This is a genomic window from Zwartia lucis, from assembly GCF_965234455.1.
GTDB classification, from domain to species: Bacteria; Pseudomonadota; Gammaproteobacteria; order Burkholderiales; family Burkholderiaceae_B; genus Zwartia; species Zwartia lucis.
In genome coordinates, this window is the sequence record NZ_OZ248472.1 from 423,771 (window position 1) to 439,817 (window position 16,047).

At 50.6% G+C, this 16,047-nt stretch carries 15 protein-coding genes; 6 read left to right on the top strand and 9 right to left on the bottom strand.

Annotated elements, in window-relative coordinates:
- Positions 1 to 60 precede the first annotated feature (60 nt).
- The 4 genes from betC to AC8GE9_RS01975 all read right to left on the bottom strand — a co-directional run bounded on the left by betC (position 61) and on the right by AC8GE9_RS01975 (position 6,426).
- Complete coding sequence (gene betC / locus AC8GE9_RS01960) at positions 61 to 1,623, bottom strand: choline-sulfatase (protein WP_506675426.1); 1,563 nt, start codon at positions 1,621 to 1,623, stop codon at positions 61 to 63.
- A 38-nt stretch (positions 1,624 to 1,661) separates the two neighbouring features.
- Positions 1,662 to 3,917, bottom strand: a complete 2,256-nt coding sequence (locus AC8GE9_RS01965) for a sulfatase-like hydrolase/transferase (RefSeq protein WP_506675427.1) — start codon at positions 3,915 to 3,917, stop codon at positions 1,662 to 1,664.
- A gap of 32 nt (positions 3,918 to 3,949) precedes the next feature.
- Positions 3,950 to 4,936: a Bug family tripartite tricarboxylate transporter substrate binding protein gene (locus tag AC8GE9_RS01970; RefSeq protein ID WP_506675428.1), complete on the bottom strand. Its 987-nt coding sequence runs from the start codon at positions 4,934 to 4,936 to the stop codon at positions 3,950 to 3,952.
- 236 nt (positions 4,937 to 5,172) lie between these two features.
- Positions 5,173 to 6,426, bottom strand: a complete 1,254-nt coding sequence (locus tag AC8GE9_RS01975) for an SGNH/GDSL hydrolase family protein (protein ID WP_506675429.1) — start codon at positions 6,424 to 6,426, stop codon at positions 5,173 to 5,175.
- A 223-nt stretch (positions 6,427 to 6,649) separates the two neighbouring features.
- Here AC8GE9_RS01975 and AC8GE9_RS01980 point away from each other — a divergent pair, with 223 nt between their 5' ends.
- The 5 genes from AC8GE9_RS01980 to upp are packed head-to-tail and all read left to right on the top strand — an operon-like array spanning position 6,650 to position 10,166.
- Positions 6,650 to 7,402, top strand: a complete 753-nt coding sequence (locus AC8GE9_RS01980) for a transporter substrate-binding domain-containing protein (protein ID WP_506675430.1) — start codon at positions 6,650 to 6,652, stop codon at positions 7,400 to 7,402.
- Positions 7,403 to 7,407: 5 nt separating this feature from the next.
- Positions 7,408 to 8,061 (top strand): amino acid ABC transporter permease, encoded by a 654-nt coding sequence (locus tag AC8GE9_RS01985; RefSeq protein WP_506675431.1) that lies wholly within the window; start codon positions 7,408 to 7,410, stop codon positions 8,059 to 8,061.
- On the top strand, positions 8,058 to 8,795 hold the full coding sequence (locus tag AC8GE9_RS01990; RefSeq protein ID WP_506675432.1) for an amino acid ABC transporter ATP-binding protein: 738 nt from the start codon (positions 8,058 to 8,060) through the stop codon (positions 8,793 to 8,795). Before AC8GE9_RS01985 ends, AC8GE9_RS01990 begins: the two co-directional genes overlap by 4 nt.
- A 4-nt stretch (positions 8,796 to 8,799) precedes the next feature.
- Positions 8,800 to 9,465, top strand: coding sequence for an amino acid ABC transporter permease (locus tag AC8GE9_RS01995; protein ID WP_506675433.1), 666 nt, complete (start codon positions 8,800 to 8,802; stop codon positions 9,463 to 9,465).
- 56 nt (positions 9,466 to 9,521) lie between these two features.
- Positions 9,522 to 10,166: a uracil phosphoribosyltransferase gene (gene upp, locus AC8GE9_RS02000; protein ID WP_506675434.1), complete on the top strand. Its 645-nt coding sequence runs from the start codon at positions 9,522 to 9,524 to the stop codon at positions 10,164 to 10,166.
- A gap of 19 nt (positions 10,167 to 10,185) precedes the next feature.
- Here upp and AC8GE9_RS02005 read toward each other — a convergent pair whose 3' ends face one another.
- From AC8GE9_RS02005 to AC8GE9_RS02025, 5 genes are read right to left on the bottom strand one after another with little or no spacing between them, the layout of a single operon-like run.
- Positions 10,186 to 10,293 (bottom strand): biotin/lipoyl-containing protein, encoded by a 108-nt coding sequence (locus tag AC8GE9_RS02005; protein ID WP_506675435.1) that lies wholly within the window; start codon positions 10,291 to 10,293, stop codon positions 10,186 to 10,188.
- A gap of 1 nt (position 10,294) precedes the next feature.
- A complete protein-coding gene (locus AC8GE9_RS02010) occupies positions 10,295 to 11,179 on the bottom strand; it encodes an amidohydrolase family protein (protein ID WP_506675436.1) in 885 nt (294 codons plus the stop codon).
- A gap of 2 nt (positions 11,180 to 11,181) precedes the next feature.
- Complete coding sequence (locus AC8GE9_RS02015; protein WP_506675437.1) at positions 11,182 to 12,135, bottom strand: Bug family tripartite tricarboxylate transporter substrate binding protein; 954 nt, start codon at positions 12,133 to 12,135, stop codon at positions 11,182 to 11,184.
- Positions 12,136 to 12,147: 12 nt separating this feature from the next.
- Entirely contained in the window at positions 12,148 to 13,737 is a 1,590-nt protein-coding gene (locus AC8GE9_RS02020) for an acyl-CoA carboxylase subunit beta (RefSeq protein WP_506675438.1), read from the bottom strand.
- Positions 13,734 to 14,993, bottom strand: coding sequence for a CaiB/BaiF CoA transferase family protein (locus AC8GE9_RS02025; RefSeq protein WP_506675439.1), 1,260 nt, complete (start codon positions 14,991 to 14,993; stop codon positions 13,734 to 13,736). The genes AC8GE9_RS02020 and AC8GE9_RS02025 overlap by 4 nt, the downstream gene beginning before the upstream one ends.
- 113 nt (positions 14,994 to 15,106) lie before the next feature.
- Between AC8GE9_RS02025 and AC8GE9_RS02030 the strand changes: the two genes are divergently transcribed.
- Positions 15,107 to 15,994 carry a LysR family transcriptional regulator gene (locus AC8GE9_RS02030; protein WP_506675440.1) on the top strand — a complete coding sequence of 296 codons (888 nt, stop codon included), beginning with the start codon at positions 15,107 to 15,109 and terminating at the stop codon, positions 15,992 to 15,994.
- Positions 15,995 to 16,047: the final 53 nt, after the last annotated feature.

Here is a 16,047-nt window from a genome sequence, read left to right on the forward strand (position 1 = left end):
TTGATATTCTGCTGCTAAAGGTAAAAATTGTCAGCTAAAGTTTTGTTCTTATTAGGTTTGCTAATGCGATTCAGGAATGAATGGGAATCTGGCCCTTGCTTTTGTGGCATGCTCGCCGTGTTGAAGACCTCCACCCCTGACGAATCTAATATCGTCTTCTGGCTGCACTTTCCAATTCCATGTTTCCGGAGCACCTGAAAGACTGTCAACTTCTTTAATCAGCAGGCGGCGACGCTGACTTTTACGTACTTGTTGATCAACTAAGGCACTGTCATAGCCATCGCATGCAATGGCTAGAAGTTGATTAAGAATTTCTGCTGCTGCAGGATCCGTACTTAGATCAAGGAGCTCATCTGGATCAGTCTCCAGATCAAAAAGTTGTGGTGGGTGGCTACCCACGCAAATCAGTTTCCAGTGCCCCTTTTTAACCATGCGCAAGGGACCAGGCACCCCTCCAGCTGTGAAGTCAGATATTGCGACATCAGGCCATGCGGGATCATCCTGTCCAGTTAAAAACGGAAGAAGTGAGTGACCAGATAATGTTTCTATTGCATCAATAGGATACTTTTCTTTTTGATGGCAGATATCCACAAATGTTGGCAGTAAGTCAATCAGAGACACGTTTTTGGACACGCGATGGTGATGGTATTTTTCAGGCCAAGCAACAATAAGTGGCACTCTTACAGACCACTCATACATACTCATTTTGAACCACATCCCGCGTTCACCCAGCATTTCGCCATGGTCTGAAGTCAACACAATGATGGTGTTTTCATCAAGCCCACAAGACTTGAGCGTTGCAAGTAGGTCACCGATCTGGTGATCAACCCAGGTCACCATTGCATAATATGCACGTCTTGCATCGATAATGTTCTGCCGACTGATCGGCATTTTGTCACGACGATGATTGTAATAAATTCCTAGACTGGCTGGATCCAGCTTGTCTGGAGGTAAAGCACCTACATGCGGTAAATCAATATCCTCAGCACGATACATATCCCAATATTCTTGTTGAGCAACGAAAGGAGGGTGAGGGTGTGTATATGAAACTGTCAGAAAAAAAGGCTTGCTGTCTTTCTGTTGACGGGCACGATTCCATAACCACTTTTTAGCTTCGAACTGAACCTCCTCATCGTAGTCAATTTGAAGGTTTTTTAAACAAGAACCTGCCTCGAGTACGGGACGCATACTGACGCCAGCGGGATTCGGATCGGTAGGTGGGCGGCTCCAATTCGCGGTCCAACTAAAGTCTGCGGGGTAAATATCAGTGGTCAGACGCTCTTGATAACCATGAAGCTGATCTGGTCCGATGAAGTGCATTTTTCCGGATAATGCGGTGTCATAACCTGCGGCTCGCAAGTAATGAGCGATAGTTGGAAGTTCTGATGATAGCTCTGCACCGTTATCCCAAGCTTGAATTTCAGGTGCCAGTCGTCCAGTCAGCATTGCAGCACGTGCGGGCGCACAGAGAGGTGAGTTTGTATAGGCTGCATCAAAAACTACACCTCTTTCAGCCAGTTTTGTAATGTTAGGAGCCTGAACAACTTGATGTCCGTATGTGGGCAACACCTGTGGAGCGAGTTCATCGACCATGATAAAAAGTATATTGGGTGATTTTTTCATGTGCTCAATACGTCCAAAAAATAAGATGATTCATGACATTAATCATCTGATAAGGCCGCGTGATATTCCTTTAGAAAATCGATTTCCTGATCATCGTAGACTTCAACATGAACATATGAAATTCTTCCTGTAAATGTATTTGGACACGCATAGCTTTCGCTGACTGGGCTTCCATCATCACGTCCACAATGAACACCAGTGGCATTCGGTAATAAAGGCCACAGCTGATCCATCTCTTGCGTATTCAAAGTCTGTCCGTCGATGATCAGTGACCCTGTACCTTTCAAAGAGCCAGTTTTTTTAAATGAAAATTCTACGCAGTGAGATCCCGCCGGCAATATATTTGGCGACTCTAGAATGAAGCGTCTTTCTCCACCGCAGTTATATTCATGGACTAAGCGTCCGTTTTTCATAAAAAGTACGTAACCACCAAAGCGACCGCCTGCTGCAAACAGTACACCTTGTTCAGATGCGTTTGAAAGATTGATCTCTGCGGTGATGCGATATGATCGATTTGAAATATTAGGTGCGGAGAGACGATCTACGCGAGCCATGCCTGCACGATAAACGTATAGCTGACGACTTGTTGCTCTGAGACTCGCGGCTGTGCGTTCTCTATCGCGATCGTCTAAGGGAAGAACATCATAGCGGCCTGCTTCTGCCCACCATAGGTCGACCAGCTCTCTTAGTTTTTCAGGATGCATCAGGGCAAGATTGGTATTTTCAGAAAAATCATGATCAATATGATAGAGCTCCCAAGTATCTTGTTCAAAAGGAGCACCCTTCTGGTGACGCGTCACTGCTTTCCATCCATCACACCATATGCCACGGTCTCCGAGCATTTCGTAATACTGTACATGCTTGGCTGTTTTCACATTGGGCTGATCGAATGCGTAAACCATACTTGTACCGTGAATAGGTAGCTGTGGTATGCCCTGGTATTCATCGGGTGCTTCTATGTCGAGTAATTCAAGTATTGTTGGTACGAAGTCAACACAGTGGTGATATTGATTTCTGAGTCCACCCGCATCCTTGATTTTTGCAGGCCATTGAATAATCAACGGGTCACGAATGCCACCGCCGAAGGTATCCATCTTGAACCACTTGAGAGGTGTATTGCCAGCAAACCCCCAGCCTTTGGGGTAATGGTTATAGGTGTAATCACTTCCAAGCTGATCAATATTTTGAACGAGTTCTTCTATCGTTTCCTCAACAAAGGCATAGTGCTTTCTTATATTGATATTTCCTAAATCTCCGCCCTCATCGCTTGCGCCATTATCTGACATGACAACGAACACTGTGTTGTCCAGCTGATTGATGCTTTTCAGGTAATCAACCACACGACCGACTTGTTCATCTGTGTGCTCTAAAAATCCTGCGAATACCTCCTGCATTCTTGCGCAGACTCGCTTTTCATCACTACTTAAATCATCCCAAGCCCTGACTTCTTCATTTCTTTCAGTCAGGGTTGTATCAGGTGGAATCACACCAAGTTCAAGCTGGCGTTTGAACCATTTCTGGCGAGTGACATCCCATCCTTGATCGAACTTTCCTTTATATTTATCTATATATTTTTGTTCGACATGGTGAGGTGAGTGACAAGCACCCAGTGCGACATAAGTGAAAAAAGGTTTTCCAGGTGATGCACATTGTTGATCTCTAATGAAATCAATTGTTTTATCTATCAGGTCCTCGGTTAAATGGTAATGCTCAGTAACTGGTTTCGAAATTGGATGGTTGTCACAAAATAACTCTGGATTCCAGTGATCTGTTAGAGAGCTTAAAAAACCATAGTACCTATCAAAACCCCTCGCGAGAGGCCAGTAGTCGAATGGCCCAGCAGCAGTGGCGTCAGTCATGCGCATCAAATGCCATTTTCCGATTGCGTGAGTGTTGTAGCCATGAGGCCTCAACATTTCAGCAAGAGTAGCTGCCCGCTTCGTGACTTGTCCCTGATATCCTGGATATCCCGTTGACCATTCGACAATCGTTCCCATACCTGCTGCATGATGTTGACGACCGGTTAACAAAGCGGCGCGAGTGGGGGAGCACATCGAGGCAGTATGGAAATTTGTAAAACGTAAACCCTTAGCGGCAAGGGCATCGATATTTGGTGTGTTGATATCCGAGCCGTAACATCCAAGGTGAGCAAACCCAACGTCATCCAGAACTAGTAATACGATATTAGGAGCGTTTTTGGGCGGTTGGATACGTGGCGGCCAATATGGTTTTGAGCTTCTATACGTTGCACCGATCGTCCCTTTGAATTCTTCAGCAGGCAGATTTATACTCATTATTAAATCCCTCTTTTTCTTTTGGGCGCCAATTAGTCCAGACTCTTGATACCAGCTGATTGAATAATTTGCTTGGCTTGAGCCGTTTCTTTTATAAGTGCATTTTCAAAGCCTTCTGCAGTAGAGTGAGAAAGAGTTAATCCTCTCGCAGTCATGGATTTTTGCAGTGCAGGATCGCTTAAGGCTCGGGCTGCGGCCTCGTTGATACGCATCACGATTTCTTTAGGTATGCCCACAGGTCCGGCTAATCCGAAAAAGGTGGTGATTTCTAATCCCGCCAGTCCCGCCTGATCAAAAGTAGGGACGCCTGGAACGAGGTCAGATCGTTTATCTCTTCCGATTGCTAGGCCAACGACTTCTTGGTCATTAATCGTTTTGACTTGGCTCGGTAAAAAATCCATTAAGACAGGTATCCTTCCGCCTCTTAAATCAATCATTGCTGGCGCTGAGCCGTTGTAGGGAATATGTATGACATCGATTCCCATACGCATTTTTAATAACTCGATTGCTAAATGAGGAGGGGTCCCAACGCCATATGAGCCAATGGCTATTTGACCTGGTTTTGCGCGAGCCAATTTAATCAAGTCTGCCAGTGATTTGATGCCCGAATCTTTTGACGCCACAAGTATTAAAGGATTGACACTAAGCAGAGCGATAGGCCGGATATCTTTTTCTGGATTAAAAATAGGATTTTTTGTCAACAACGGCCCAGTAATCATGTTGGCGCCCGTGGCTGTCAGTAGCGTGTAGCCATCTGGTTTGGCACGCGCAACAATTTGTGCTCCCAGCATGGATCCTGCCCCGGGTTTGTTTTCAATCACGATCGGCTGACCGAGGTCTTCTGACATTTTTCTTGCTATTTCACGAACTGCAACATCTGTTGCGCCTCCTGCAGCGAACGGAACGATAAGTGAAATAGGTCGTTCAGGCCATGGGGCAGAGAACGAATTAGAGGACCAAGCGACACACAGTACCGTCAGCATTGCTGCAAAAAAAGTCTCGATTCTGTATCTCATCATGACTCTCACCTTCTTTAGGGTTGACATTTCAGGTTTTAAAACAAAGGCAAAACGAACATTTGAACAAACGATTGTTCAAATTTAATAATTGTCGTTTGTTTTGTCAACATAAAGTGCATTAGGGGTTCTACTAGTGCAATCACCCACCAGACTTGATGAAGTGTGGAGCGATGACTTTGTCTTCGATGTATGTGAAGCGACAATGGTCCGATAAAACCAGACAGGTCAAGGTCGGCTTATCTACCTAGACTGGATTCGTTCAATTTTGTCATAAAGTAATTTGACAAAAGCTGATGCCCATATGGAGTTGGGTGAACACTATCGGCATAAAAATAGCGGGTTATATCCCCGGTCGGATTTGGAATGAGTGTTGAATTAGAACACCCTAAAGACGACTTATTTAAGAATTCATTATTAGGGGGAATGCCAATGACGCATGCCATATCGGTGACGTTACTTAAACCAAATTGACCAGGATTGGCTATTTGAGTGCGACTTTGGCTGAAAGAGTCCAGCTGCAATACCCCGGGTAAACCTACAAGATCAGCGGTTAACTTGTTATTAAAAACCCTAGTCAACTCTGTAGCAGTTGATGACATAAATTGTCCAAGAGAAAGCATCGATGGCGTAAGTCCTACATCAGGTAGATTTAGAACAGCAATATTTTTTGCGCCTTTGCCAGCAATTTGGATTTTTATATTTTCCACCAAAGTTGCCGCGATAGCGGTCATATAACTATTAGCCGCTGGTAATGCGATCGCAAGGAGTTGCTCAGGCGTAGGGCTAGCACCTAAAGCATATAGCGCAGCCTGAACGTCTTCCGGCCAACCTATAAATTGCGCGTATAAAAGAGTTCCAGCGGCTTCACCTGTGGCGGCTGCCCCTATAGCTGTCAGATTAAGCAGTAGATCGTTGGCACCTACAAAAACAGTGACTAATTCTTTTCCTGTGTATCCACCTGGATTTCGAGTCAAATGCTTTGCCATCTGCAAATAAACCGGTGTAGCCATTTTTCCCAATGGCGCCATACCATAGGCTAAGCTAGGCTGGCTCGCTAAAATGAGTGCCTGTTGCATACCATAGCTATCAAAACTAATTGGATTGTTTACTCTTGCTGCGCCTTGCGCATAATTAGTGCATGATAAAAATTCTACTAGGGGCGCACCTTGAAAGCCCTGATTTTGTGCTGCCGGCAATACATTCGGTAAGCCCGTTTCAGCGGTACAAGCATTCGCGAAGCCTAAAGAGGCAGCAACATTTTCAACCCAAACTTTTGAAGTAGAGGAGTTCACTGTAAATTTACCACCGCCAACCGTATTAACAGTGCCTACTTGATAAGCTCCGCTGTCGCTGAGGCTATCCCCAAAAGCAACTAATTGCGTGAAGCTTTGTGTTGTTGGGCTGGTCGTATTGCTACTGTCACCCCCGCAGCCAACTAAAACAAGGCAAGTTAATCCCAAGGATAGGGTTAAAAATTTATTTCTAATCATAGCTTTTATAAAACCGAGTTTAATAAGCGTAAAAAAGTAAAATACCGCATAAAACTTTAAATTTAATAGTAAAAATAATACTCAATCTATAATATTTTCTCAACCGGCAAATCAGATAAATTCCTACATTATGAATTGGGCCTCTCGGTTTCCACCAAAATAATAAATTGTGTTTAAGCTTAATATCTCAAGAACACAATTCAAGACAAAAATAGGATTCAACATGCTGCGAAAACTCTTGCTCGTCTCGATCGTTACCCTCGGATTCATCCTGACGGGTTGCTCAGAGGAAAAAGTTGCGAATGTGATTAAGGTTGCGGTGTCACCCGCCTCACCGCCGATGCTCTACGAGAAAAATGGCAAGCTGATGGGGGTCGATTACGATATTTTTAATGCTTTTTGTAAAACACGTGAATGTACGATGAAAGTCACGTCATATGATTGGCAGGGTATGTTAGGTGCGGTCTCAACCGGACAAGCTGATGTGGCGTTTTCAGGCATCTCTATTACGGATAAGCGCAAGCAAGTGATGGACTTCTCGGCTCCTTATTACGACAACACCTGGCACTTGGTCGCTACAAAGAAAAATGCCAAGCCCATTACGGATCTTTCTGCACTCAAAAAGCTGCGTATTGGCTATCCAAGGGGAATGGCCTATGAGGATTTGATTAAAAAGGATTTGGAACCGAAAGGGTATTACTCACTTTCGCAAGTGCAACTCTATCCCTCCTATAACGAGGTCATTACTGACCTGCAAAATGGCAATCTTGACTTAGCCTTTATAGAACAGCCAGTGCTGGAAAATTTTAAAAATAAAATGAATCTGCCAATTGAAAGTGTGTATGCGTTTCGTGGTCAAGACGTGCTGGGATTCGCGTTTCCCAAAGGCTCAGCCCTAAGACAGGACTTTGATAGATTTTTGATCAAGCTTGGCCCTGAAAAACTCAAAGAGATGATCGACAACGGCTCCAAATAGTTCAAATGAACTTTTTTGAAATTCTAAGTCTATTATCGCAGGGCATTGGCCAAACATTGCTTGTAACGTTGGTATGTAGCGCGACAGCCTTGGTCTTTGCGCTCGTTATGATCTCTATACGTACCATCGGCGGGCGGCCCTCGAAATTGCTGGTAGACGCTGCGGTCTACTGCCTGCGAGGCATTCCTGTACTGGTGCTTTTATTTCTTGTCTATTTTGGTCTGCCACTTGTTGGGCTAAAAGTTGTGCCGCTAGCCGCCATGGCACTCAGTCTGGGGTTGATTGGTGGCGCGTATGTCACAGAGGTTTTTCGTGGCGCTTTGGATTCGGTCGAGGCTGTCGAGTTGATGGCTGCCGAGTCGATGGGAATGTCTCGCCTGCAAATATTCTGCTATGTGCAGACGCCCCAAATGCTGAGGTTCTCAGCGCCTGGTGTGTTGAATGAATTCACCTCAATTTTGAAATACTCTCCTTTTGCTTACACAGTGGGGATCCCTGAGATCACAAAGCAAGCGACTGTGCTTGCGAGTCAAACGTTAAAGGGCGCAGAGATCTATCTCGCGGTAGGTATTCTTTATTTTCTAATCTACAGGGTGTTATTGGCACTTGCCCGTTTAGTCGAGAGACGTTTTCAAATTCCTGGGGTTTCAGCGCTATGAGCATTCTTAGCATTCGCGATCTCACCAAAAGTTTCGGTACTCAACAGGTCCTGCGTGGGGTGAGCCTGGAAGTTCAGCCTGGAGAAATCAAGGTCATTATGGGGTCTTCTGGATGTGGCAAGACCACGCTCTTGCGTTGCATCAATCGCCTGGTTGACCCGACAAGCGGAGCAATTTTTTTAAATGGTCAGGATGTTGCCCTTGCTGGAACTGACCTGCGCTGGCTTAGGCAGCAAATAGGTTTTGTTTTTCAGCAGTTCGCATTGTTTCGTCATTTGACTGCGCTGGAAAATGTAACCCTTGCTCTTAGAAAAATTCGCCGAATGAGCCGGCAAGAGGCTGAACAAAAGGCGATGCTAGAGTTGGCCAAATTCGACATGGTCGACCATGCTGGCAAATACCCCTCGGAGCTTTCGGGCGGACAGAAGCAACGTGTTGCGATCGCACGGGTGCTCGCGATGGATCCAAAAGTCTTGCTCATGGACGAGCCGACCTCCGCCTTGGATCCTTTGAAATCACGCGAGGTGAGTCATATGTTGATGCGTTTGAATGAACAGGACGTCACAATCATCTGTGTCACACACGATTTAACCTTGGCGACAAGTTTATCGAACAACATTACATTTATTCACGAGGGCTTAATTTACGCGCAAGACTCAGTGCAAGCTCTCGCCGCGTGCACTGAAGACCCGATCATCCATCGTTTTTTTGGGCGCGACGAAGGGATGAAGTGATCAAATGAATACTTGGTTGACCTTTTCGCAGGACCTACTCGCACAGATGCCATTGATAGGGCTCGGTCTGGCAAATACGCTGCTATTGGCTTCTGTGATCAGTGTGACGGGTCTTTTGCTGGGCATTTTCGTTTTGTATTTGAGCGTGAGTCGCCATCAATGGGTGCGTCGTGTGACCAAGGCATACATCTCGTTTTTTATCGGGATGCCCTTGATTGTGTTGTTATTTTTGATGTACTACGGCGCTCCGCAATTTGGCATCAAAATCTCACCGTTTTTTGTTGCCGTTATTGGTTTTACTTTAAATGTAGCGGCCTATAACGCTGCCTATATGACGACTGCTTACAATGGACTCGACCATACGGAGCTCGAGGCTGCACGTGCACAGGGCTTTAATGAAATACAGCTTTTTCGTTTGATTACACTGCCTCAGGTGTTGCGAACCTCGATCCCAGCCCTGACCAATCAGGTTATTTCCAATATTAAAGACAGTTCGATCGCTTTTTTGATTCAGTACACCGAGTTTTTTGCCAGAGTGCAAGAACTGGCCTCGTCAAACTTTCAGTTTTTCAAGGCATATTTTTTTGCTGCACTTGTCTACTTGGCCTTGGTTTCCATTGTTGTGCTCGCAGCGCGGGTATTACAAAAACGCTTGGGTCTCTCAGTTTAAATCGGCGCATGAATATTATTATTTATGCGATGAGGTGCAGATAAAGAGGATGCAATATGAATCAAAAATCTGATCGAAATATTTATGTTGTTGACCACCCTATGGTGCAACACAAGCTCACTTTAATGCGTGACAAGAATACTTCGACAAGCTCTTTCCGTGCGTTACTCAATGAAATTTCAACGCTCATGGCTTATGAAGTGACTGCCGACCTTGTGACACAAGAGGTTGAAATTGAAACGCCTCTGGAAAAAATGACAAGCAAGATGATCGATGGAAAAAAACTTGTTTTTGTCAGTATTTTGCGCGCGGGAAACGGCATATTACAAGGCATGCTCAACGTGGTTCCTAGCGCGCGTGTTGGTCACATAGGTTTATACAGAGATCCAAATACCTTAGCGGCGGTCGAGTATTACTTTAAGCTTCCAGAAGATCTCAGTCATCGCGATGTGATTCTCGTTGATCCGATGCTTGCGACAGGTCATACTGCTGTTGCCGCGATTGCACGAATCAAACAGCTCAACCCGCGCTCTTTAAAATTTGTATGCTTAGTGAGTTGTCATCAGGGAATTCAGACGGTACATGATCGATTTCCTGATGTCGTCATTTATACCGCTGCCGTTGATCGTCATTTGGACGACAACGCATATATTCTGCCTGGTCTAGGCGATGCAGGTGATCGAATCTTTGGAACAAAGTGAGCGATCTGCGTTTCACGTTTCAGATCTCTACTGTGACCACTTCCTGACCCTCGGTCACGTCATCACCTTCGGCAACTAGAATCGACACAACCCGCCCGGCGCAATGAGCGTTCACTGGAATCTTCATCTTAGGGTTGAGTAGAAGGCGAGCTCATCGTGCGTTCTGGTCGCGCTGCTAGGTCGTACAAGGCGCGTGGGTTGTCAACCAGAATCTGCCTATGCTGGTTGGCATCCGGTACCCAGTGACTCAATAGGTCAAGAAGTACAGGGTAGGCCGGGGCTGGTGTCGCCAGGTTGACGTTGGGCCAGTCTGAACCCCACACCAAGCGATTTGGCGCTTGCTCAACCAGTATTCGAGCGATCGGAGTGACGTCGTCATATGGCGGTTGCTGGTGGTCCGACATCCGCATTGGCGCCGAGAGCTTGACCCACACATGGCCACGGTCGAGTAGCCGACGCAGCGCCGAAAGGGCGGGGTTGTTTGGGCCTGCCGAGCCCGGGATTCTGGCCATATGGTCGATCACTACGGTGCAGGGCAGCGAGCTCAGCGTGCCCTCGAGTTCGAGCAGATGCTCGGGTTCGAGGTGAACCTGTGCGTGCCAACCCCGTTCAGCTAGGCGGCTGACCAGTGCGGGGTCAATGGCCATCCCGGGCTGTGCGGTGCGGGTGTATGAGAATCGGATGCCGCGCACGCCAAGGTCATGCCAATCGGCCAGCTGGCCATCATCAGGTAGAGTGAGGGGTGGTGTCAGCACGCCGCGAAACCGATCCGGGTGCGCACGCAGCGCATCCAGTGTACGACGGTTGTCGCGGCCACTAACGGCAGCATGCACCACCACGGCATGCGCCACGCCGGCCGCATCCATTTGCGCGATCAATTGCGCTGGGGTTGCATCGGGCACTGCATAGGGTGTAGAACCGTGAATGGGATATTGCGTTAACGGCCCGAACAGGTGCACGTGGGCATCACAGGCACCAGCCTGACGGACAACGACGGGAGTTGCGTCAAGCATGTTCAGTTTGCCTTGGTGACGCCGATCGATTTGATCAGCCGACCGTAGCGTTGGTACTCGCTGCGTACGAAGTCTGTAAAAGAATCAGCCGGCAAGTATCCTTGCGGCACCCTCATATTGGCGAGAATTTGTTGGAACTCAGAGCTCTGCGTGGCTTGGGCACAGGCCTTCGATAGCCTTGTCACTGCGTCAGCCGATGTTCCCTTGGGGACTACGATGCCACCCCATCCCGTCGAGACTAGGGCAAAACCCTGCTCAGTGAAGGTTGGCACGTCCGAAAGCGTCGGGTTGCGTACCGCCTCCAAGAGACCAAGAGCGCGCAGACGCGGTGCGAGTTGCACGTACGTCTGCACTCCGGCCACCCAGCCTGTGATCTCGCCGCCGAGCGCTAGCCGAGCGGCGTCAGAGTCACCCTTGGAGGGGACATGCAGCCAATCGAACCCGGCCATCTGCCCGAACTCGACTGCAGCCAGATGGGGAAGTGAGCCGATACCGGTGGAAGACAGGGAGACCTTGCCAGGGTTCTTGCGCGCATAGTCGACAAACTCGCCCAGTGTCTTGAAGGGCGAATTTTCTGGTACTGCCAGGATCTGCGGCGTCACGTGGGTACGGCACACGTACTCGAAGCTGTCTATGCCGTAGGCCAGCGTGGCCATGTGAGGCTGCGTGGTCAACGGCCCTACGGTCGTCAGGCCAATCAAGCGACCATCGGCAGGTGCCCGCGCCACGCGGGCAGTACCAAGCGTGCCACCTGCCCCCGCTTGGTTAACGATCACCAGCGGTACGCCGAGGCTGTCCCTCATGTTTGCCTGCAGTGCGCGCGCGATCGGATCCACGCTACCACCTGGTGGAAAGGGCACAATGATTTCGATCGGCCTTTCCTGTGAATGGGCGGGAGCAGACAGGACCAAGCACCACGTGGCCAAAGTCAGAATTCGTCTCATGATTAATGTCATGGGGTGTTCCTTTTAGGTCTGGGTAGGACGGTTGGTGGGTCGGTTGGCATAGAGCACCTCGTAAGCGTCCTCCACCCAATCACACAGGATGGCTCTGGTCTCGCGCGGGTCGATCACATCTAGGATGCCAAATCGTTCTGCTGTGCGGAAGGGCGAGCCCAAATGGTGGTAATAGGCTTCGAGTTCGGCCTGTCTGGCTTGTGGGTCCTCAGACTCGGCGATATCACGTCGGTAGGCGGCGGCGACGCCGCCTTCAATGGGGATTGAACCCCAGCGCGCCGAGGGCCATGCGAAGCGGTGGTTGAGCTGCGGAAAATACTTGGGCGCATGCAGCCCTCCGGCCAAGCCGAAGGCGCGCCGCATGATGATCGATACCCAGGGAATGCGCACAGTCTCGATGGTGCTCATCACCCGCACAGCGCCTAACAGCGTACCGGCTAGCTCAGCCTCGAGACCGGTGGCGTTGCCAGGCTGGTCGACCAGGTTCACCATCGGCAGACCGAAGGTGTCGCATAGCTTGGCATGGCGCTCGGTCTTCCAGGCCGCGGGAACGGTCATGGCACCGCCTGCCACCTTTGGGTCGCCGGACAACACCCCAACCGGGTAGCCATTAAGCCGGGCCAGCGCGGTGATGATTGAGCCACCTTGATATCGGCCAATCTCGAACACCGAGCCTTCGTCGAAGACCGAGGTGATAATCTTGCGGGGGTCATAGATCTTGCGCCGGTCTTTCGGGATCGCGTTCTTTAACCAGTCGTCGGCGCGATCTGGCGCGTCGCTACAGGAAGTGCGTGTTGGCAGGTTGGCCGAATTCCTGGGCAGGTAGGAAAGGAACCGCCGTACTTGCTCGAATGCATCGGCCTCGGAGGTCGCCTCGTTATGCACCATGGCGCTGCGGCGATGCACCTTGTAACCACCGAGAGCATTCTTGTCGATGTCGATGCCATAAGCCTGCTTGACTACAGGCGGCCCGGCTGCAAAGACCTGGGCCTGGTCACGCACCATCACCGAAAAGTGCGACATCAGTACCTTGATTGCACCCAGGCCCGCGCATGAGCCTAGCGCTACGCCCACTACGGGCACATTGCGCAGAAGTTCTACCACCGGCCAGTTGGGGTAACCCGGTATCTTGCTGCTGCCTTGCTGCTCAAGCAGCTTCACGCTTCCACCTGCAGTGTCTACCAAGCGAACCAGGGGCATCTTCAGAGTCAACGCCATGCGGTCGGAGTACACCCATTTGTCGGAGATGGTGGCCTCTGACGAACCGGCGCGCAGCGAATAATCATCGGCAGAGACCACGAGCTTGCGTCCCTCTATCAGGCCGGTGCCGATGATCGCGTTGACTGGGCTCTGGTCAATAAACTGTCCCTGTGCACTGTAGCGGCCCTTGCCAGCGATGCGGCCCAGTTCTCGAAAACTGCCGGGGTCGAGCAGCATCGAAATGCGCTCGCGGGCATTGAGCCGGCCCAGTCCCTTCATTTTGGCCAGAGACTCGGGACCGCCCATGGCCGCGGCCTGCTCGCGTCGGCGAGACAGTTCGTCCAGCTCTTGAGCCCATTCGCCGTCATTTTGTCCGTGTGTCAACTTTGTTTCTTCGTTCATGTGCTGGCCTTTGCTTCCATCACGATGCCGGCGGCACGTAATGTGGCGATCTGTTGTTTGTCGAATCCCAGGTTAAGCAGCACCTGGTGGGTATCAGAGCCCAAGTCGGGGCCAGTGTGGTGGATATGCCCTGGCGTGCGGGAAAATTTGGGCACCACGCCCACTTGCAGCGTATGCCCAAGTTGCGGGTGTGGCACTTTCACTATCATGTCGCGGGCAGCATAGTGCGGATCCTGATAGATGTCGGCGATCGTGTAGACGCGCGAATTTGGCACCTCAGCGTCGCGCAGCATTCGCTCGAGCTCCGTGGCCTCGAAGCGCGATGTCCATTGACCGATCAGGACATTCAGGGCCTGCATGTTCTCAGGTAGGCCGCGGGCTTTGATCGTGGCAAAGCGGGGGTCGGTGAACAGGCTGGGCTGTTCCATGAGAGTGACCAGCCGCTTATAGATAGCGTTGCTGTTGGCTGCGATGAGGATCCAGGCGCCGCCCGCCGCAGGGTACAGGCTGTTAGGCGCCATGGTCGGCAAGTTCGGACCCACCCGGGTCGGAATGAATCCTGTCTTCTCGAACGTGGGTACGTAAGATTCCATCTGTGTGAAGGCCGTCTCGTACAAGGCAACATCCACCACCTGACCTCGCCCGCTGCGCGCCCGTTCGTGGATCGCCGTCATGGCACCGAAGGCGCCATACACCGCGGTGAGATAGTCGGTAGTGGCCAGGGCCACACGGGCGGGGGGGCGATCAGGATCGCCTGTCATGTGGCGAACGCCGCCAAAGGCCTCGCAGATCGCGCCATAGCCTGGGCGTTCTGCATAGGGTCCATCCTGACCGTAGCCGCTGATACGCACCATCACCAGCCCCGGGTTCGTTGCCGACAGTGCTTCGTAGCCGAGGCCGAGGCGTTCCATCACGCCCGGGCGGTTGTTCTCGACCAGAATATCGGCCCGACGGATCAACTCGAGGGCGATGTCGCGACCCTGGGGGTTCTTCAGATCCAGCGCCACCGACTGCTTGTTGCGCAGGATTGTGGCTGCGTATAGCGATACATCCTGAAAATGCTTGCCCATCTGTCGCACGCCGTCACCCTCTAGCGGCTCAATCTTGATGACTTCAGCGCCAAAGTCCGCGAGGTAGCGGGCGCAAGCAGGCCCTGCGATGGTGTTGCAGATTTCTACTACCCGTAGCCCAGCAAGCGGGCCCGCAGGCGAAGCTGGATGTGGCAGGGGGGGAACCAAGGGCCTGTGATCAGTCACCCAAATCTCCTGTGAGACGCAGAGCGTGCTTTCGGCGGGATTCGCAATTTAGTTTAGAGGTCGACTATTAATCTGTAAAATTCTTTTATCAGATAATATGATCGGAAAAACAAATGAATATCACGGTCAGACAAATGCGCGCCTTCCTGGTTCTTGCGCAGATCCGCAATTTCACTCGTGCGGCCAAAACCATCCACCTGTCACAGCCGGCCTTTAGCGCCATGATCCAGGGTCTGGAGGATGCTGTGGGTGCGCGGCTATTCCATCGTGACACCCGAAATGTCGAACTCACGACAGAGGGTTTGATTTTTGAGGGGGCTGCGCGCCGCGCCATCGGTGAAATCGAGGGCGCGATCGGGGGCGTGCGTGATCTGATCGAGCGGCGGCGCGGCAAGGTCTCAATCGCGCTGCTGCCTTCGCTAGCCGCTGGCTGGTTGCCCCCGTTGCTGGCTGATTATTGCGAGCAGTACCCCGGGGTGGAGGTACAGGTGGCCGACATGCTGTCCGAACGCAGCATCGATCAGGTGCGCAGTGGCCGGGCTGACTTTGCCATTGTGGCGACTACCTCCGACGACCCTTCGCTGAGCGTTACCCCACTGTGCACCGACCGGTTCGAGCTGGTTTGTCGGCATGATCATCGGCTGGCAAATGTTAAACGCGTGGGAGTGAAGGACCTAGTAGGTGAGCGCCTCATCTACCAAGTGCGGCACGGCATCGTCGGGCGCTATTTGACCGATGTCGTGCCCCGGCAAGACCTGCAGCGTTTTATGGAGGTGGAACAGTTGGCGACGGTCATTGGCATGGTGCGGGCTGGCATCGGGATTGCGGCGATTCCGCAGTTCAATTTGTATGACTTCCACCACGACGACCTTGTTCGGCGCGAGCTGGCATTTCGAGGGCTCGAACGACGTATATACATTGTTCGGCCTATTGGACGTGAGTTGTCGTTCGCTGCTCAGGCCCTGCATGATCTGCTGGAGCAACGAAGACCGACGGCCTAAAGCTCGCCAACGATTATTTTTTGCAACAAAGCGACGGGTCGCGCAACCGTGCT